General features: G+C 45.7%; 18 protein-coding genes and 1 pseudogene. 10 read left to right on the top strand and 9 right to left on the bottom strand.

Features of this window, described 5'->3' with window-relative positions; genetic code table 11:
* Window positions 1–23: 23 nt before the first annotated feature.
* The 3 genes from QUA00_RS27405 (at window position 24) to glgA (ending at window position 4,180) form a co-directional block, all read left to right on the top strand.
* On the top strand, window positions 24–848 hold the full coding sequence (locus QUA00_RS27405) for a S1C family serine protease (protein ID WP_333411821.1): 825 nt from the start codon (window positions 24–26) through the stop codon (window positions 846–848).
* A 488-nt stretch (window positions 849–1,336) separates the two neighbouring features.
* Window positions 1,337–2,632: a transposase gene (locus QUA00_RS27400; protein WP_333391838.1), complete on the top strand. Its 1,296-nt coding sequence runs from the start codon at window positions 1,337–1,339 to the stop codon at window positions 2,630–2,632.
* A gap of 120 nt (window positions 2,633–2,752) precedes the next feature.
* Entirely contained in the window at window positions 2,753–4,180 is a 1,428-nt protein-coding gene (gene glgA, locus QUA00_RS27395) for a glycogen synthase GlgA (protein WP_333038719.1), read from the top strand.
* Between the two features lie 147 nt (window positions 4,181–4,327).
* Here glgA and QUA00_RS27390 read toward each other — a convergent pair whose 3' ends face one another.
* From QUA00_RS27390 to QUA00_RS27380, 3 genes are all read right to left on the bottom strand, one after another.
* On the bottom strand, window positions 4,328–4,756 hold the full coding sequence (locus QUA00_RS27390) for a DUF1824 family protein (protein ID WP_333142456.1): 429 nt from the start codon (window positions 4,754–4,756) through the stop codon (window positions 4,328–4,330).
* A 219-nt stretch (window positions 4,757–4,975) separates the two neighbouring features.
* Entirely contained in the window at window positions 4,976–5,689 is a 714-nt protein-coding gene (gene rnc, locus QUA00_RS27385; RefSeq protein ID WP_333142457.1) for a ribonuclease III, read from the bottom strand.
* A gap of 146 nt (window positions 5,690–5,835) precedes the next feature.
* Window positions 5,836–6,336: an NYN domain-containing protein gene (locus QUA00_RS27380; protein WP_333142458.1), complete on the bottom strand. Its 501-nt coding sequence runs from the start codon at window positions 6,334–6,336 to the stop codon at window positions 5,836–5,838.
* A 588-nt stretch (window positions 6,337–6,924) separates the two neighbouring features.
* Between QUA00_RS27380 and QUA00_RS27375 the strand changes: the two genes are divergently transcribed.
* From QUA00_RS27375 to QUA00_RS27365, 3 genes are all read left to right on the top strand, one after another.
* Complete coding sequence (locus QUA00_RS27375; protein ID WP_333172864.1) at window positions 6,925–7,284, top strand: hypothetical protein; 360 nt, start codon at window positions 6,925–6,927, stop codon at window positions 7,282–7,284.
* Window positions 7,285–7,358: 74 nt separating this feature from the next.
* Window positions 7,359–7,613, top strand: coding sequence for a hypothetical protein (locus tag QUA00_RS27370; RefSeq protein WP_015176458.1), 255 nt, complete (start codon window positions 7,359–7,361; stop codon window positions 7,611–7,613).
* Window positions 7,614–7,985: 372 nt separating this feature from the next.
* Window positions 7,986–8,129, top strand: coding sequence for a chlorophyll a/b-binding protein (locus tag QUA00_RS27365; RefSeq protein ID WP_006632525.1), 144 nt, complete (start codon window positions 7,986–7,988; stop codon window positions 8,127–8,129).
* Window positions 8,130–8,326: 197 nt separating this feature from the next.
* Here the strand turns inward: QUA00_RS27365 and QUA00_RS27360 are convergent, their stop codons facing one another.
* From QUA00_RS27360 to QUA00_RS27350, 3 genes are all read right to left on the bottom strand, one after another.
* Window positions 8,327–8,539, bottom strand: a complete 213-nt coding sequence (locus QUA00_RS27360) for a hypothetical protein (protein WP_333291588.1) — start codon at window positions 8,537–8,539, stop codon at window positions 8,327–8,329.
* Window positions 8,540–8,648: 109 nt separating this feature from the next.
* Window positions 8,649–8,867 carry a hypothetical protein gene (locus QUA00_RS27355; RefSeq protein WP_190655558.1) on the bottom strand — a complete coding sequence of 73 codons (219 nt, stop codon included), beginning with the start codon at window positions 8,865–8,867 and terminating at the stop codon, window positions 8,649–8,651.
* A gap of 460 nt (window positions 8,868–9,327) precedes the next feature.
* Window positions 9,328–9,720: a response regulator gene (locus QUA00_RS27350; protein ID WP_333104178.1), complete on the bottom strand. Its 393-nt coding sequence runs from the start codon at window positions 9,718–9,720 to the stop codon at window positions 9,328–9,330.
* 298 nt (window positions 9,721–10,018) lie between these two features.
* Here QUA00_RS27350 and QUA00_RS27345 point away from each other — a divergent pair, with 298 nt between their 5' ends.
* Window positions 10,019–11,143: an RNA-guided endonuclease TnpB family protein gene (locus QUA00_RS27345; protein ID WP_333411820.1), complete on the top strand. Its 1,125-nt coding sequence runs from the start codon at window positions 10,019–10,021 to the stop codon at window positions 11,141–11,143.
* A gap of 313 nt (window positions 11,144–11,456) precedes the next feature.
* Here the strand turns inward: QUA00_RS27345 and QUA00_RS27340 are convergent, their stop codons facing one another.
* Together QUA00_RS27340 and QUA00_RS27335 are read right to left on the bottom strand one after the other, a co-directional pair.
* Window positions 11,457–14,024, bottom strand: a complete 2,568-nt coding sequence (locus tag QUA00_RS27340) for a PAS domain S-box protein (RefSeq protein ID WP_333411819.1) — start codon at window positions 14,022–14,024, stop codon at window positions 11,457–11,459.
* Window positions 14,025–14,508: 484 nt separating this feature from the next.
* Window positions 14,509–16,809: a glycoside hydrolase gene (locus tag QUA00_RS27335; protein ID WP_333411818.1), complete on the bottom strand. Its 2,301-nt coding sequence runs from the start codon at window positions 16,807–16,809 to the stop codon at window positions 14,509–14,511.
* Window positions 16,810–17,172: 363 nt separating this feature from the next.
* Here QUA00_RS27335 and QUA00_RS27330 point away from each other — a divergent pair.
* The 3 genes and pseudogenes from QUA00_RS27330 to QUA00_RS27320 all read left to right on the top strand — a co-directional run.
* A pseudogene (locus tag QUA00_RS27330) lies at window positions 17,173–17,343 on the top strand (oligosaccharide flippase family protein); the annotation flags it as partial.
* Between the two features lie 100 nt (window positions 17,344–17,443).
* Window positions 17,444–17,938, top strand: coding sequence for an oligosaccharide flippase family protein (locus QUA00_RS27325; protein WP_333411817.1), 495 nt, complete (start codon window positions 17,444–17,446; stop codon window positions 17,936–17,938).
* Window positions 17,820–18,110, top strand: a complete 291-nt coding sequence (locus tag QUA00_RS27320) for an oligosaccharide flippase family protein (protein WP_333411816.1) — start codon at window positions 17,820–17,822, stop codon at window positions 18,108–18,110. The genes QUA00_RS27325 and QUA00_RS27320 overlap by 119 nt, the downstream gene beginning before the upstream one ends.
* 519 nt (window positions 18,111–18,629) lie before the next feature.
* Here QUA00_RS27320 and QUA00_RS27310 read toward each other — a convergent pair.
* A complete protein-coding gene (locus QUA00_RS27310; protein WP_333411814.1) occupies window positions 18,630–19,055 on the bottom strand; it encodes an ISAs1 family transposase in 426 nt (141 codons plus the stop codon).
* Window positions 19,056–19,230 lie beyond the last annotated feature (175 nt).

The raw sequence follows: 19,230 nt of genomic DNA, 5'->3' as shown, positions 1-19,230 counted from the left end.
TTTATTTCAGGTAAAAGCCAAATATGAGCGCTAGAGAAACTCAATTAAAGCTGGAAGTGAAAAAGGTTCAGCAACTCTATAGCAAAATGCAGGCAGACCAACAAGCTTTGCAGAAGCAATTGAAAGAGTTCAAAACTCAAGCCGGAAGTTTTTCGGATGTAGTCGAGCAAGTCTTGCCGTCCTTAGTTTCAATTTACGTCATGGATTGGGATACAGAAGAAGAGATTTCTTCAGGAAGCGGGTTCTTTGTATCGCCGGACATAATTGTCACGAACTATCACGTTGTAGAAGATATTGCCGATGAAGATTACTTCTATGAAGAAGATGAAATCGAACAGGTTTTAGTCGAAACTCACGACGGAAAATTGAGATTGGCCGAGGTGGTGTTTACTGGTAATGCCGAAGAAGATTTAGCATTACTCTTAATTAGCGATTTTACCTTCGACCCGAACACAGGGGAACAAGTGGACTCTCCCCAAGAATATCCTCCCCTAGAGTTGTCTTTGGATGTGAAAGTGGGAGATAGAGTTATTGCTGTGGGCAATCCTTTGGGGCAGTTTGCTTCAACTGTAACTCAAGGTATTATTAGTGCAATTCGCGAACCAGAGGAATATGAAGAAGGCGACGATGAAGAAGATGTTGCTGAGGTGAAGGTGTTGCAAACTGATGCGGCGATTAATCCGGGAAATTCGGGCGGGCCGTTGATTAATATGGCTGGTCAAGTGGTTGGTGTGAATACCTGGGGATTGGAAGATGCCGACAGTATTAATTTGGCGATCGCCTCTGAAGCTTTGGATGATTTTCTAGCGGGATTTGAGGAGACTTTTGAGGACAATTCTCAGAATTAGTCCGTAGCTGTCGGTAGATTTTATCCCACATTTAACCACCAATGTAGGGGCGGGTTCGCCTAGATATTTGACACCACAGACAAATGATAAAAACCCGCCCCCACCCCACCCAGAAATTAAAAATTAATTGTATTTAACGGTGGGGGAAATGGTTGATCGGGGTTATTGGTTGGGTGGGGGCGGGTTTATCAAGATTATCGGTGGGTGGCAAATATTTTGGTGAACCCGCCCCTACAGATTTTATTCAATATTTATCATAAAATCGATCGCTCTTTTGTTCGCCACAGAGCGCCGCCGATAAACGCGGATGGAAAAAGGGCGATCGCATTCTTGAGTAAAGTGCGATCGCTACAGCAACTCAGATTTATAAAGAATACCCTGAAAACCCTGTGGCTTTAGCCCAGGGATGAAAGGGCGTTGCAGGATTTATCCTGCCTACTATCAAGATTGCCAGATGCGGTAAAATAAATCAAAGGAGGTGAAATCAAATGTATGCAGTACAAAAAGATATTTGGCATTTAAAGGGACTCCACAAAACCATTGTTGAGCAACTACTGAGATGGTCGAACAATCTGTTTAATGTTGGCACTTACGAAAGTCGCCAACGATACTTTAAGGATAAAAGTGCTGTCAAATATCTTGACTTGTACAAAATCACTAAAGCCAACGAGAATTACGGTTTACTCTATTCTCAGGTAGCTCAACAATCCCTTAAATCTGTTGCCGAATCTTTTAGCTCTTTTCGAGCCTTGGAAAGGTTAGCCAAAAAAGGAGAGATTAATCAAAAACCGAGGCTGCCTAAATATAGAGCAAAAGGCGCTATGTACCAAGTCTCCTATCCAGGGCAAGCCTTAAAAATAGTTGGCAATCGAGTGAGGCTACCTCTGGGAACCAAAGGGAAAGGACACTTTGGGACAGATGCTCTCTGGGTTCCATTGCCAGAAAGGTTAAAAGATTGCCAGCTCAAAGAACTTAGGCTGATCCCTAGAAACGGTCAGGTCTGGATTGAGTATGTCCACGAAAGTCTAACTGAACAGGCTCGCCTGTGCAGTCTCGAAGTAACAGGAGTTTTGGGCATCGATCATGGCATCAACAATTGGTTAACCTGTGTCTCTAGCAATGCCAACCCTTTCATTATTGATGGTCATAAGTTGAAGTCTTGGAATCAATGGTTTAACAAACGAAAAGCTTTTCTTCAATCTGAACACGCCCGACATAAATTACCTCAAGGCTTTTCGTCAAAAAGACTGCAACAGTTATCGGAAACTCGCGCCCGCAGAATGAGAGATGCGGTTAATAAAGCAGTCAGCACTATCGTAAATTATTGCAAAAATAACCAAATTAACGTCATAGTTTTTGGCTGGAATAAAGGACAAAAGCAAGAAGTTAATATGGGAGGTAAGACCAATCAGAGTTTTGTTCAAATTCCTACCGCTAAAGTCAAGGAAAGATTGCAGCAAGAATGCGACTTAATGGGATGGCGATTTGTAGATCAAGATGAATCTTACACATCAAAATCGAGTTTTTTAGACCGAGATTTTCTGCCAGTGAAAGTCGGTGAAAAACCCGACAATTGGCAGCCATCGGGCAAAAGAATCAAAAGAGGATTGTACCGTTCTAGCACTGGATTATTGATCAATGCAGATACTAACGGTGCAGGGAACATCATTCGGAAATCAAAAGTAGCCACAGACTTAATTATTAAGCGAGTGGGTAGTGGGCTGCTGACGAACCCTTTAAGAATTAAACTTTGGCGGGATTCATCCCCCAAAGCTTGTCCTTAAGAATTCCCGCGTCTTTAGACCGGGGAGTGTCAAACTTGTTTTTGGCAGGCGCGTTAATATTGTGCCACTCGCCATTTAAACTTAATCTAGACTAACAATCTCAAGGAACACAAAAAAATAATGCGTATTTTATTTGTATCCGCCGAAGCATCACCCCTCGCCAAAGTGGGCGGTATGGGCGATGTCGTCGGCGCTTTGCCGAAATTTCTGCGGCGCATGGGCCACGATGTCCGCATCTTCATGCCCTACTACGGTTTCGTCCCCGACAAAATGGACGTTCCCAAAAAACCTGTTTGGGATGGGTCTGCCATGTTCCAAAGCTTCTCGGTGTTTGAAACTGTTTTGCCGGGAACCGATGTACCTTTATACTTATTACAACATCCATCTTTCTTGCCGCGCCGCGTTTACGGCGGTGTAGATGAAGATTGGAGGTTCACTTTCTTTGCCAATGCTGCGGCTGAATTTGCCTGGAATCATTGGAAGCCCCAAATTATCCACTGTCACGACTGGCATACGGGGATGATACCTGTTTGGATGAGCCAAGACCCCGATATCAGCACGGTTTTTACTATTCACAATTTAGCTTATCAAGGGCCGTGGCGCTGGCGTTTGGAGCAGATGACTTGGTGTCCTTGGTATATGCAAGGTCACAATACAATGGCTGCCGCAGTACAGTTTGCCGATCGAGTAAATACAGTTTCACCGACTTACGCCGAGCAAATCAAAACCCCAGCTTATGGGGAAACTTTGGAAGGTTTGCTCTCTTACCTCGGCGGTAAAGTATCGGGCATTTTGAACGGAATTGATACAGAATCTTACAACCCAGCAACTGACAAGTACCTCCATCAACAATTTAGTGCTGATACTATTGAAAAGCGCCCAGCTAATAAAATTGCGCTGCAAGAAGAAGTCGGTTTGGAAGTAAATAAAAATGCCTTTTTGATCGGCATGGTGACGCGGCTGGTAGAACAGAAGGGATTGGATTTGATAATTCAAATGCTCGATCTATTCATGGCCTATACCGACGCTCAATTTATTGTACTCGGAACGGGCGATCGCTACTACGAAACCCAACTCTGGCAAATGACAGCCCGCTATCCCGGTAGGATGTCCACCCAACTACTTTACAACGAGGCCCTCTCCCGGCGTGTTTACGCAGGCTGCGACAGCTTCCTGATGCCCAGCCGTTTCGAGCCCTGCGGCATCAGCCAAATGCTCGCCCTCCGCTACGGGTGCGTGCCAATGGTTCGTCGCACCGGCGGTTTAGTGGATACCGTTTCCCACAACAACCCCATCGACAATACCGGTACAGGTTACTGTTTCGATCGCTATGAGCCCCTAGACTTGTTCACCTGCATGATCAGAACTTGGGAAGGTTTCCGCTACAAAGATAAGTGGAGAGAACTGCAACAGCGCGGCATGAGAGAAGATTTTAGCTGGGATATTTCGGCCCGGAAATACGTCAACTTGTACAGCGATATTTTGGGACTGCCGCCCGAAGAAACTGCACCGGCACCAGAGGCAGAATTGATCGTTGGTAAGGGTTAATCGGTAATCGGTAAGTTGACAGTTGACAGTTGACAGTTGACAGTTGACAGTTGACTGTTGACTGTTGACTGTTGGCTGTTAGCTGTTGTTTTTTGTTAGTTTTTTGTTCCAATGCCCTATGCCCTATGCCCTATGCCCAATTCCCGATTAATCAACAAATAAATCGAGAGGTAAATGACCGTAAGTGCCGCTAACTCCACCTTCTGAGGAAGATTGGCACGAAATCAAAACGCCCCGGTAAGTTCCGGGATAGCCGTCAACATAATACGACCCCTTCAAAGTATTGAACTTAATATAAACCGAACCAGCAAAGGTCGAGACAGCATTGGGATCTAAAACAGCTTGATATCCCAAAGCTTTTAAATAAGCTTCTAAAGCTAAAAACCCCTCATCCGTCGAAGAAGCGCACACTCCCAACATTTGATAATCCGACAAACTTGCTACCAGCAAAATCGCTTGACGGAGTGCCTGTTTTTCCAGCGGCGATGCTACAGATTGCATATCCAGACAAGTGAAATCTTTGAGGATTTGCTGTGCTTCTTCAACAGTTAGGGTAGTCGGGTTTTGAGTAGACATGAATTGCTCTGATATTTCCCAAAATTACGATCGACACTGGGGTACTCGTCAACGAATTTCTGCCCTTGCAACCCTCTATCGACGGCGGTAACACTTGCACAAGTCCTGATTATAGCCGATTGTGCGCTCTGGCAATCAATTCGGGCGATCGTCTTCGAGGGCTTGGCCAACGCCGGAAGCGCACAAAAAAGCTAGTAGTTTTTACCCCCGTTTTCAAGTTTAGATCAGTCCGCGTTTTTTCAACTTTGCTAGCGCATCTTCAGCCGCATTTTTCTCAGCATCTTTTTTGCTTTTGCCTTTACCTTCTCCATAGAGTTTCTCTGCGACATACACTTTAGCGAGAAATTCCGGCTTGTGGGGTGTGCCTCCTGCTTGGACTGTCACGTATTTGGGCGGAGTCGTGTCACCATTGGCCTGTACCCATTCTTGAAAGCGATTTTTCGAGTCTACAGTCGATCGAGTTTCCACAACATTTTCGGGAACAGAATCAAACATTTGTTGAACAAAGTTGCGAACTTTGTCCATGTCTTGCGTGTCGAGATAGTAAGCGCCAATAAATGCTTCAAAAGTGCTACTGAGCAAATTTGGATTAGTAATCCCACCTTCTCGATAAGCTCCTTTTCCGAGCCGCATTTTTAAGTCTAAACCTATTTCAGTAGCAAATCTGGCTAATTGTTTTTCATCTACTAATGCAGAACGTCGGCGAGTCAGTTGGTCTTCTCCCATTTCTGGATGACGCTGATAGAGATATTCGCCGCTGAGAAAAGTCAGCAAAGCATCGCCGAGAAATTCTAAGCGTTCGTTGTCTTCTTCGTTGAAGGTGGGGTTTTCGTTGACGTAGGAACGATGGGTGAGCGCTTGGCGCAGCAGTTTTTCATTATTGAATTCGGGAAGGGTTATTTGGAGTTCTTGTGTTGGATTAGTTAATGGCATGGGAGTTTTGTAATGGTTATTTTTTTTTGAGTTGGGTGTTATTATGTGGACATGAAAGAGCCGCAGATAGCCGTTGGTTTGGAGAATCTAGTTTATCAAATAAACTGGATTTTTGCTATCTGCGACCTGGTGAATGTCTAGGAAGTTTAGGCAGTCAGTTTGTAAGTCTCGATCGACTTCGGCAATTCATCGATCAAGTAAAATCGATCGGCAAGCTTTTTGAGATTGTGACTATCATTACCTTTGCGGGCAACAATTATCACCTTCTTCCCCTTTTCATGCAGATCGTGAATCAAAATTTCACCGTAGCCGTCTCCAGACACAATAATAAATGTGTGTGGGTATGAACTCATTGAAGCCTCGCTACAGCAGTTCATTGACAAATAAAAGTCTACAGCATTTTTGATGTTTAGGGATACATCAAAACGTTGAAATTTTAGATAGTCTAAAGTTTCTTGTGCAGTCTTATTTCTTTGTTTCCAATTGTCGTAAACTTTTTGATTGACTACATATCCTAGTCCACTAGCAAAGAGTAATAAATCTTTGGCTCGTTTGTAATCAGGGATGTTCTGATAATCCCAATAAATGGAAACTAAAGGCTGAGACTGGCTTTTTTGTTGGCCTGTGGTTCGATGATTGTCTGTCATTGGATCGTTCCTAAAAAAGGGTGAGCAGACAGCATCAATAAATTACCCATCTAGCACGAAGTATTGTTTTTGGGTTCGCTCAAAAATGAGATCGCCCATTTAACAAATGGCTCTAGTAACAAACTATGAATTTAGTTTGTAGTTGTTTGGTTAGCGTCTCAGCGATACGATGTGTAAACTTCGGCTAGGGGTTCTAAAAACCCGTTGATATACACATTTAAACAAATGTTGTGCCAGCCGAAATAAACCCATCATCCTCGCTGAGACGACTTAACCAACACTCCTTGCTTTTGAATGAGGGTGTTTATCTCAGCTATACTACTTTGATGCTTGCACATTAATTCTAAAATGTCAATGGGTAATCTGATTTATTTTTTGAGCTTGATTTTATGAACGGGACTTATGCGATCCGACAAAAGAAACCGGGTTTTTTATCGAATCTGCGGGATGCAGCGAAGTATTTTCGCAAAAAAACCCGGTTTCTGGCTACTTGTGGGTAACTCTCAATTGTCAGCTATAGTCTATTAGGGGAAATATTACACCAAATGGGATGATACCATAATCCTAAAACAGTGTAATTTTTACCCTATGTTGCGAACTTGCAGAACGTCGCGACGCGACAAATGGTTTAGCTGGCTGAGTGAGTCAATGGAAGCTTGGGATTTTTGCCGTCGGTGGTTCCACGCCACACAAGAAGAAGAAAAAGCCAGAGGCTACAAAGCGCGTTGCAACCTGCTTCTGGTAAAGGTTTTAGGCGTTAATATTGATGCCGTCAAGCGGTGGGGGCCGAGTTTTGAAAAAATGCCAGACCACCACAAGCGTACCTTGTCATACGCTGACACGCTGCGAGAGATGATAGAGGTTGCTGGCAAAAATGAAGATTTTTTGGAGGAGGTACTAGAACGAATCAAAAACAAATCTAAAAAAATAGGGGAATATTTACACTGAATTGGTGGTGTCAAGCGGGCTGGGTGTTGTATTTTTTGGATGTAGCACTCAACTAGCAAAAGCCTTTAATCACTGTGACACAGAGTTTTTTATCGAATTCCAGCAGCGACGCCATTCAACTTCCCGCGTCGCTGCTAACTCCCGACGCAGCAAATCCTGAGAAAGAACCCCTCAAACATCTGCTGATAGGTTCTCCCCAAGCTGTCAGGAGTACAATTTACCTACTCCACGCGCGCGGGTACGCTGAGGTTGGTGTCTGGAGTCCCCTGCTACCAACTGCTAAAAGTGGTGAGGTGATGAGTATTTTTGTGAAATACCTTCGCATCTAATAGATTCAGATTGCATGGTGCCCCGGAATTATGCTGTGTGCGAAACAATTAGGGTTTGCTCTTCCGCGGCACCCCAGGCGGAGTGTCACTAGATTTTTGCTATTTTATATTAACTAAAAATTATTTTTCTGACATCCTTCGACCCACGCGCCCTGACCTCAGAAACCCGGTTTCTACGAGATTTTGCGACGAGTCACGAAAAATACAAGAAGAAACCGGGTTTCTCGCCTCCGATGCGATCGCCCCTCTCCCAGCAAGCCTCTCCTGCTGATCTGCGGCATTTAAACAGTAAATGTAAAAATATGTTGCAAACTTGGTACTGCTGTGTTAAGTTTAGTTACAGAAGGTTGAAATTAAACGAGGTTTCTGGTCATGGAAAACAAAGACGCAAAGTTGGGCTTCACTGAGTTCGCTGAAACCTGGAACGGCCGTTTGGCAATGTTAGGCTTCGTTATCGGCTTAGCTACCGAATTCCTCACCGGTCAAGGCATTCTCTCTCAAATCGGTTTGATGTAATCAGCTTAACTGCATACAATAGCTGAAATTCAGTCGGGCGATCGACCCCATCACAAGTACACTCATCCCCCCGCTAATAAGTCCCCTTCACTTCACACGGAAGGGGATGAGTGCATTTTTTATCAAAAAATCCCACAGAGGGCACAAACAAAAATCTTTTCAGTCTCAATATTTATCGCGAGACTAACTCCAGCAAACTAAGCAATTTCTACAGAATCAAAAATCCTCAATTTAGGAGTCAAAGTCGCAACCTTCACCAAACCGTCGCGTTTGTGATTCCCCACGCTGTTACGTGAAATCATCTCCGACAGATCCGGCATTTCCTGCCAGCACTGCGAGCAGAACCAATAAAGGCGATTGTGGCGAGCGTGGCGGAGCAATTTAGAGGAGCAACAAGGGCAACTATTCATGATATTTTAAACCTTTTTTGAAGATATGGAGCGATAACCCAATCATTAGAGAGATTCACGACTGCCTGCACATCTCAATTCCAGCAGGCACCAAAATAAAAAATCTCTTTCACTCACAGCTTTGAGCGTCGCGCAAGTAGCACTTTTGGAGGCCCAATAGTAACACCACAATCAAAAGCTGAACGCTCCAAGGTGCCCAAGAGAAACCCCAAATAAAACAACCCAGCCCGGCCCAAGCCACAAGAACAAAAATATCTTGAGAGGTTTGCCAGTAAACCCAGACTGCTGCCAGAGAAACTATTAGTAGCAAAATGTAAGCTGAGGGCATAATCGTCTTCTCCCAATGTGTCTGTCAACAGTCAGGAGCGATCCCTGACGTTCTGCTTAAACATAAAACTAAAACCTGAAGAACTTATGAAGACGAGTGAGTTGTCACAAAAAGTAAAATACTCCGGTCAGCTTATATTAGCCCGATAAATCCACAGGAATATTCAGTTCATGGCTGAGGTCGAATCCGGTTAAATGACCCACTACCAATAGGGAATTAGGCATCGCTAATTGGTATCAATTTCACCCCAAGACCAACAGGGTTGAAACTGATACCGGAATGCGGTTTTTAGTCTTAAGCTGACAGGACGAAAGGCACGGCGCCTAAGCCCCTACATATATCCTGTCCGCTCGACCGGATTTTATCTAAGGAACCCGACCAAAGAAACCAAGTTTTTTAACTCTCTTTGCCTGCAAAACTACTGCTTGAAAAGCTGCATAATTCAATGCGGGCGATCGATCTATTCTTGCTCCCAGCCCAAAGCCTCAGCGACCTGAGCCGCCAAAAACATCGGTTCAAAAGGCTTAGCAATCACGCTCACCACCCCCAAATCCGCGAACATCCGCCTGTCCCCAGCCAGAGCCTTAGCTGTCAATAAAATTACCGGAATGTGCTGCGTAGCCTTATTAGCTTGTAACTGTATAAAAGTAGTAGGCCCGTCTTGGTCGGGCATCATCACGTCCAATAGAATAGCATCAGGCTGTTCGGCAAGAGCCTTAGCAACGCCCTCGCGGCCCGAACTCGCTGTCAGGACTTCCCAGCCCCCCACCAGTTCAAGACTGACTTGAGCTACTTCCCGAATATCTTCCGCATCGTCAATAACCAAGATGCGCTTGGCAGTCAAAATTAACATTTTTTTAGCAATGAGAACTGATCACAGATTAGAAGCGAAATGTGAATATTTTGTAAAGCAAATAATCTTACCCGATCGGACTTTACCGAAAAACTGGGTCTAAAGCCCAGTCCTTCGCTTGACGGCTTTTCCTCTTTAAGCTTATCAATCCAGTCCTCTACAAGTTGGGTCATTCTTTTTTCTTTCTGTTTGGCAATTCTCCGCAACTTCTCTAGCCGACTCACGGCAATGCGAATACTTAATCTTTCTCTGACCATTTGGCTACCCACTCGCTACCTATTAGGTTATCATAGTTAGCATGAAAACATTGAAGTTCAAGCTATATCAAAGCAAGCGGAATAAACACCTCAAGCGAAGTATCAATGCTGCGGGGGTGATTTATAACCATTGCATTGCACTCCATAAACGGTACTACCGGATGTGGGGAAAGCATTTGAATTGTGCAAAACTTCAATCGCATATTGCCAAACACAGAAAGCGTAAAGCGTTCTGGCAAACGGTCGGCTCTCAAGCTGTGCAGGATATCTGCCAACGCATTGAGAAAGCCTACCAACTGTTTTTTAAGCATCACAAGAAAGGAGTTCGACCTCCCGGATTCAAGAAAGTTCGCAGATACAAATCGTTCACTCTCAAGCAAGCTGGCTACAAATTATTAGGCGGCAATCGAATTAAGATTGGGAATCGCGTTTATCAGTATTGGAATTCCAGAGAGATAGAGGGGACGGTCAAGACGTTAACCATTAAACGCACGACATTAGGAGAGCTATTTATGGTTGTGGTCGTTGACAGCGTTGAAGGACCTGAAACCAAAGTCGAGACGAGTAGAATCGCTGGCTTTGATTTCGGCTTAAAAACGTTTCTCACCTGCTCAGATGGAACAAAAATCGAATCACCGCAATTTCTGAAACAGTCCCTCAGCGCTATTAAGAAAGCAAATCGTCAGCATTCCCAAAAACGGAAAGGCTCAGCGAACCGAGAAAGAGCAAGACTTAATCTAGTTCGCAAACATGAAGCCGTAGTGAATCGTCGCTCTGATTGGTTCTGGAAATTGGCTCACGAACTAACTGATAAGTTCGACGTGCTGTGCTTTGAGACGTTGAATCTAAAAGGAATGCAACGACTTTGGGGACGTAAAATCTCAGACCTGGCATTCGGCGAATTTCTCCAAATTCTCGAATGGGTTGCCAACAAGAAAGGAAAACAAGTAGTTTTCATTGATCGTTGGTATCCATCTAGTAAGACTTGTTCCCATTGTGGACACGTTCTGAAAGAGTTGGATCTGTCAGTTCGTGAATGGCGCTGTCCGTCCTGTCAAAAGGTGAATGATAGAGACGAGAATGCAGCTAAAATTATTTGTGCGGTTGGGGCATCAACCGTTAAGTTAGGTGATGTTAGACAGGCTATGCCTGCAATTGCTGTTTGAGCTTAGAATCCCCTCGCCTGAAGGCCCGGGAGTATGTCAAAGTAAATTTTCAAAACTGTATAGCAGATGTTGAAGGAAGAAGGAACAAGGAAGACCGAAGTTGTAATCGACCGCCAGGGTTTCAACTAAGAACATCCTAACCGTCTGGCGCGGTTGCTGTAAAATATCCCACCCAAAAAAAGCCGCTTTTCGACCTCAAATTGTGCTTTTTGCCCGCAGTCCCCAAACAGGAGAAAAGGCTGAGATTGTTTGTCGATGACTCGATCGAACAATCTGCACAAAATCAGTAACGTTGGGTACACCTGGGTAGAAATTAACTTTCATTTGCCAGCCCCTCCCTCAGAAGTGGCAGACTTAAGAAAAAAGTGCTCCCCTCCCCCACAACGCTCTCCACCCACATCCGCCCCCCGTGCTGCTGCACGATACTGCGACAAATAGCCAGCCCCAAACCAGTACCTCCCTTCTGGCGAGAATCAGAAGCATCAACTTGTTGAAAGCGTTCAAAGACCATCTCCAGTTTGTCTGACGGAATACCCCGCCCTTGGTCTTTCACAGCAATCACGATGTACCACGAACTCGGAACTGGCAAATGCGGAGGCGCGGCTGCAGGCTCAGGAGACAACAAAGACGGAGACGACACCGACTTGGGCGCTGCTTTTTCTGCCAAATCGGGATTGTGGGTCAACTCCCCGCTCAGCCAAACCGTAGCGCCGGAGGGAGAAAATTTTATAGCATTACTGAGTAAATTTGTCAAGGCTTGAATTAGCCGATCGGGAACAGCTTGCAATTGCGCCCCCACAGGCTTCACCGACAGAGTAACTCCCGCCTGCTGAGCCATTCCCTGCATCTCGTCAGCCGCCTGCAACATCAGGTCAGCCACATTGCAAGTTTGTTTGATGGCAGTGCTGTAACTCGACTCCATCCGCTCTAAATCTAGGATGTCATTGACCAAGCGCACCAAACGGTCAGTGTTAGTGACAGCAATCTCCAGCATCCGCTTAGCTTTCTGGGGGTAAGCGTCCAGCAGGCCGCTGTTGAGGAGGCCGAGGGCGCCGTGAATCGAGGTCATCGGCGTCCGCAGTTCGTGGCTGACAACAGAGATGAATTCATCTTTCATGCGCTCGACGGCAAGCCGCTCCGTGATATCTTTAAAAGTCACCACAGCTCCAATAATTTCGCCTTGTTCTCGCATCGGAGCGACAACGTACTCAACCGGAAAACTGCTGCCGTCTCGCCGCCAAAAAATCTCATCGGTGACGCGCCGCGCCTCTCCGTCTTCCAAGGTGGCTAAAATTTGAGAACTTACCCGCTTCGGCAGCAGTTTGCCCGCCTGCGGTGCGGCGCAGTGTGGGACAAGTTCAGAGCCTGAATTGATGTCTGTTGCAGGTGACAGTTGCTTGATCGCCCTCGAGCATTCTTGCTGTGAACGGTGTAAGCTTTCATAGAGTGGTCGATCGATCAATTGCTTCGATTCGCACCCAGCCATTCTCACAGCCGCAGGATTGACAAAAGTTACTTTTCCCTGTTTGTTCAACCCGCAAATTCCTTCTCCTGCGGAGAACAAAATCATTTCTGTTTGGTGGCGGAGTTGTTCAAAGGCTTTCTCCACTCGCTTGCTGTCGCTGATGTCGCGAGAGATTGTCGAAACGCCCGTTACCGCTCCAGTCGCGTCTTTAATCGGAGAAATCGTCAGGGACACATCTATCTGTTGGCCATCTTTCCGCAAGTGCACGGTTTCGTAATGGTCGATGGTGGCTCCAGCCCTAATATTTTCCAATATTTGAGGCATTTCCTTGGGGCGTTCGGGTATGGCTAAAATCTCGATCGACTGCCCCTTGATTTCCGCCGCACAGTAGCCGTAAATCTTCTCTGCTCCTGCGTTCCAGCTCTGAATTGTCCCGGTGAGAGTTTTGCCGACGATGCCGTCGTCGGAAGACTCGACAATCGACGCCAAGCGCACGAGTTCGTCTCTAGTTTGCTTGTATTCCGTGATGTCCCGGCCCAAAATCACGATACTTTTGCGTCTGCCGTCGGGGTGAAATACGGGTACTTTAATCACGTCGTAGATTTTCACAGTACCGTCCGATCGGGGAATCATTTCTTCACCCCTAGAAAGCTTACCTTTTGCCCACGCTTCTTGATCGCTGACCTCGCACGCCTGTAGCGCCTCGCGGTAAAAAATGCTGAGTTCTCCTAGCTGAAAATCTTTAAGGCCGCGGTAGTCTATTTTTTCTAGCTCGAACACTTCCAATATCGCTTGATTTGCCTCCTGCCACCTGCCCTCGCCATCTTTGAAGCAGACAATATCTGGCATGGCATTCATCAGCGAGTCGAGATAGGAGTTTTCTCGCGCTGCAGCTTCTACCTCGGCCCGCTTGGCGATTTCCCGTTGCAGGTTTTCGTTTGCCGTTTGCAGCGAGTCCTTTAACAAACTTTCTGTAAAAGTCTGTTCTTTAATTATTTCCTGAAGTCTGTGGAGTTCTAGCGACTGCCGCCTGCGCGCCAACAAATTCTCTACCCGCAAGTGCAGTTGGACGGGTTCGGCGGGAGTTACTATCCAATCGTCTATTCTGCCTTCGAGTTGTTTTGCCGGCAGCGAAAATGGCTGCTCAGAAAGAGCAGGCGTTTGGGATTTACTAACAAGCAAAAACGGTAAAAATATCGGCTCGGCTGCAGCTTTTAATGATTCTACCAGTGGCCCGATGCGATCGAAATTGGCCTCGTCGAGAATGCACAAGTCAAAAGCGATTTGGGGAATGGGGAATTCGGAGTTGGGTTCTAAAGCGCGATCGAGTACGATCACCTCATGCTCGGTGTTGAGGTGGGCGATCGGCAAATTAAGTTGTTGGTGGCGATCGACCAATAGTAAAATGCGGCTCATTAGTTTTTTTATTTCCCCATGACTAATGATATGATCTCCGGTAAATTAACCATTGTATGTTTGGTATTCAGGAATTTAGTCCTCTTTTTTATGAAGGATGAAGCCCTCACGACGAACAAATTTTCTAGCCCTCGATCGACCGGACGCGAGCGAAATTATCAAGGCATTAGGTAGCCAGAGTAGAAGCCCCAATTTAATAAAATTGGATAATTATTTAATTTTTTGTTGGTTCAAAAAATGACTGTTGACTAATGACTAATGACTAATTCAGGGGGCGGGTTTATATGTATTTGGGTTAACCGTTCTATGAAAGCTGGTAAAACCCGCCCCTACAGCCCAATGACTAATGACTAATGACTAAGGACTGTTGACTAATTCAGAGGGCGGGTTTATATGTATTTGGGTTAACCGTTCTATGAAAGCTGGTAAAACCCGCAACCCGCCCCTACAGCCTAATGACTAATGACTAATGACTAATGACTTTTTACGGCATTCCGATCGGAATAAAAGCATCTTCCGGCATACAGGTAGAGTAACGCTGCCCTTCCGATAAAACTGCAATCAGCCTCATCTGCCAGTCGGGCATAATCTGCAAATCCGCCCAGGGGACTGCTACCTCCAAACATTTATCCAATCCCACTTGGGCCCGGCTGAGGCGGGGCTGCCACTCATCGCCCTCTCCTGCTTCGTGAAACGCAATCGATTTCGTCAGCAAATTAATCTCTAACTGATGGTGGAATCGGTAGTTTAGCGGTGCTTCGTCGGGCAAACCCGACAGCGGAATCAGACTGTTTTTCATCGTGCGATCGGGATAAAACCAGAACAAATTTAACTCTGGAGGGCAATCAATTCCCGGCCGCACCCCTACCTTGAAGTCGGCGCGAATGTAAAAATTCAAGTGGTCAACCCCGTACCAAAGCCGCTGAATTGCCGAACTCCGGTGCATCGTACCCCTTGCTCCCCCAACTTCAATCCGGCCGGCTTTGTCCCAATCCTGTTCGTTGCCGATACCGTCAATCACCGGGTGAATAAAGCTCAGCGGCTGGTGGTCACCTTGAACCTCGTGTACCTCTACTTGCCGTCGCACTTCCGGGGGTACGGGCTCGCCAAGAGCGTCGTAAATCGCCGCTACGTGTTCGCGAAATAGCTGGTCGAACATGGCATCTTGGTTCGACGTGTGGCCTTCGCCAAACCACCAGAACCAGTCGGAACCTTCGGCCGCATAAAGCGCTTCCCAAGCTTCTGGGTTGCTTTCTTCTGTGGCTTCTGGATGGTTTGCCAGCATTTGTCTAGCGGGCCCTAACAAGTCCCAAGCGCGATTTTTCGCGGGGTCGCCGATCCAAGTTGTGAGGGAACCGTCCACCCAGGAACCGGTGTGCAGTTGGGCTGCGGGAATTGTTTCGGTTGCTGGGAATTTGTCGAGAAATTCCGAGACTGTGACTAATTTGATATCTGGATTGTCGCTGAGAGTTTGATAGAGGGATTCTAAGAACGGTTTGCCGTCTTGGGGATAGAATTCCCAGCAATTTTCGCCGTCTAGGGCGATCGTCACTAACCAGGGATTTTCTAAAGCTGTTTGGCCGTCGGACTGTCGGTTTTTGAGCGTTCTGCCGATCGCTTCTAAGTGTCCCACTAAATCTGATGCTGCTTTTTCCGGTTCCATCGAACCGTAGGTAAACCCGATCAAGTCGGACAATCTGTGGTCTCTAAATACTATGGCTAAATCGCCGTCAGGAGTTTCTAAACGGTAAGGGCGATATAACAATTCTGGTTCGTAGACATTCCCTGTCGCGTCGCGGTTGAAAAAGTGTTTAATTGTCCACCCCAATACTGCTTCGTCCGAGACTATCCATTTAAAGCCTTGTTTGGCAATGTAGGGCAAAATTTCCGGGCTGACTGCTTGTTCCGACGGCCACAAACCGCGCGGTTGGCAATCAAACCGGTCTTGATACATTTCCCAGGATTTTCTCAGGTGTCGGGGAATATCTTCTTCCCACTGAAACCGGTGTTGTGGCAGCGTCATGTTTGGAATAGCTATGCGGCCGCCATTAGTGTCGGCAAGCAGCGGTAAAATCGGGTGCGTGTAGGGGGTTGTGGAGACTTCCAACTGTCCCTCAGCTTGCATTTTACGGTGCTGGGGAATGATGCGAGCGAGGATTTCTTTTTGTTTTGAGTAGATGTTTTTTCTCTCTACCAAACTAAAATTTTGTCCTTGTTTCAGCCACCCTGCAATATCGGCGTCGTCCCAAAACAGCGGGTCAATCCAAGCTAAATTGTGCCAAGCCAGCAAGTCGCTAAAATCCTGCAATTTCCAGTTTTCCAAACACCACTGAATGCCTTTTTCCTGCCGCTGAGTGTAGAGTTGAGCGTAGCGGGGATGCGGCTGAATCAGAGTGTGGTAATTGGCGTCAAAGAAGTGTTCTAAAATGAACTCTTGTTCTTCGATGTTTAAAGTTTCTGCTGGCTTCAGGGTTACCGCCAAGTAAGGGTCTAATGCTCGGTCTGCTATGCAGTCTTCTATCTGCAAAATCAAGGAGGGAACCAGGTTTACGGTTTGATGCAGTTTAGGATATTTTGCCAGAAGGAGAACTAAATCCAAGTAGTCTTTGACTCCATGCAAGCGCACCCAAGGCAGTCGATAGTGACCTTGGAGGTCAAAGTTTCTGGACTGCAATACGGGCGAGTTTGATCTGGAACTGGTGTCTGATCCGACCGTAGATGCCCTCGATTTATACAAAGGCTGGTGCTGGTGCCAAATAAAGGCGACGTAGAGAGGGTGTGACATTGGTAATGAGTAATTATTAATCAGGTAGTTAGCCGTTGTGCAACTTTCAGATAAATTCCACTGTGTTCCCTAACATAAAGTTTATGATGTCTTTGTTAAATAGACTGTAACACTGTAACTATGTTATCTAAGATCCACAGATTTAGGGTACGGCGAGTTGCAGACCAGCATTGTGCTGATCGTTGCACACATCAGCTAATTAGCAGCACTGTTGAGGTCTAAAATCGAGAAGTCTCACCATCAATGGCTCAACAATAGATAGGCCTGCGTTTTTTGTGTCAGCAGGTGAGCTGCTAAAAGCAACTGATACCAAAACCTCGCTCAAAAGTCTGCTCTTTCGGTTTCCCTTACGCCAAATTTATTATGTCATCAGTTAAACAGCTTGCTGTCCGGGGGGCAGTGTGGACGATTGCTAGCTATGGGATCAGTCAGGTGCTGCGGTTAGGCAGTAACCTGATCCTGACTCGCCTGCTAGTACCGGAAATGTTTGGTCTTATGAGTCTCGTCTACGTATTCATCACGGCTGTGCACCTGTTCTCAGACCTTGGTATCGGTACTAGCGTCATCCAGAACAAGCGCGGGGAAGAGCCAGATTTTCTCGAACACTGCCTGGACTTTGCAGGTCTGTCGCGGCGTGATTCTTTGGTTCTGTACGCTTTTGCTGGCCTGGTCAATTGCCCAGTTATACCAACAGCCTCAGTTCCTCTGGTTAATCCCTGTGGTGGGTTTGGGGACGGTGATCTCCGGGTTCAATTCAACTTCGGTGTTCACGCTCAACCGGAATATGGCTTTTCGTCAGCTAGCAATTTTTGAGTTGTCGGGACAGTCGATCGGGATTGTGGTAATGATTGTTTGGGCGTGGTTCAGTCCGACCATCTGGGCCATATTGATGGGATCCTTTGCGTCACAAATTCTGCAATTGGTCTGGAGCCACTATTGGAATTCTGGTTCGCCTAACCGCTTGATATGGAATCAAGAGGTAGTTCACAGAAATTCTTTCTTTTGGAAAGTTGATATTTGTTTCAACGGCTTTAACATTTTTTGCAGAGCAAGCCGATCGGCTGATTCTGGGAAAATTACTGACATTGGATGTGTTGGGCGTTTACGGCGTTGCTCTTACGCTTGCTGACATACCGCGCTCTATCACTTTAGCCCTCAGTGGCAAGGTGATGTTTCCGGCTATTTCCAAGTTGGTTGACCAGCCTCGCGACATACTTCGCGCTAAGATCCTCAAAAATCGCCAACCGATCCTGATCGCATGCGCGGTTGGCTTAACACTGTTGGTTAGCTTTGGGGTTTGAAACTGTAACGTAATTCTTGGACAGAGTTACCCATTGATGGAATTTTGGGGTAACTCTCTAGCCAGCCTCTCGATAACGTCACTAAGACTGCTTGCAGTAAGTTCAACTTGCTTGAACTCTAGCCACTTAGTAGCAGTCTCGGTCAGACTTAGGTTGACTTTACGCTTAGGCTCGCTGTAGATCTTTTTTCTAGGCATTTTGTCATTCCGCATTAATTCCGCATACAATAAGAGTAAGGCAGAAATGAGGTAAAAGCAAATGTTACTCAGCTTCAGGACGGAATTAAAGCCTAACAATAAGCAGGTGACTAGATTTCGGCAACATTGCGGGGTCAGGGTAAACGCATCTAAATTAATTTGACAAACACCTAAATTTGTGCATTACTAAATAACTAAAAAAAACTTTTAAAAATCATTAACTTTAACCACATTTAAGCAAATTAAATCAGAACCTTAAGATTTTCTAAACTTCTTAAAGCCGGATAATTTTCCTTCTTAGATAGGTGTTAGATTTCGAGCATTAACTGGCAGAGTTTAAAATTTGCACTAAATAATTATTGTCCATTGCCGCTCGATACCGTTTCATTTTTAGACTTTGTTTGGAAGTTTTTTCTTGTTTTAGTAAATTTATAGCCAAGCGACGTAGAAGTGCAAAATTTTCGGGAGAGTTCTGTTTCCTAATCCGGCTTTCATCTTCACAAAATGTCACATCCAGCGTCCAATGTAAGCTATTTTCAATGCCCCAATGACTACGGATCGCCCCAGCAATTGTCTCAGCATTACTGCTTAAACTACTAACGTAAAAACGAGCTTCAGTCGTGGTTTTATTCCACAGCCGTCGTTCACTAACTATCATGACAACTGTTTTTAATCCCGTCCATAATTCTTGATTATGCAGAGGTGGTAACTCGGATACATCAACAGTCCACACTTGTCTTTTTTCCACTCGATGATGTCCAGCTTCTACTTGCTCATTCCGGACTGTAGTCTTTGCCTAAATAATCTGATTTTTTAGCTACTTCAAACCACTCTTTCACAGCTTGATAGAGGAGTTTTTGATTCCCTTTTAAAGCTAAAACATAATCTCCTTTTTTCTTGATAATCAGAGATGTTATGTCTTT

The organism is Microcoleus sp. T2B6 (genome assembly GCF_036700475.1).
Lineage (GTDB): Bacteria > Cyanobacteriota > Cyanobacteriia > Cyanobacteriales > Microcoleaceae > Microcoleus.
The sequence above is the reverse complement of the archived record's forward strand: the minus strand, read 5'-3'. Positions and strand labels throughout refer to the sequence as shown.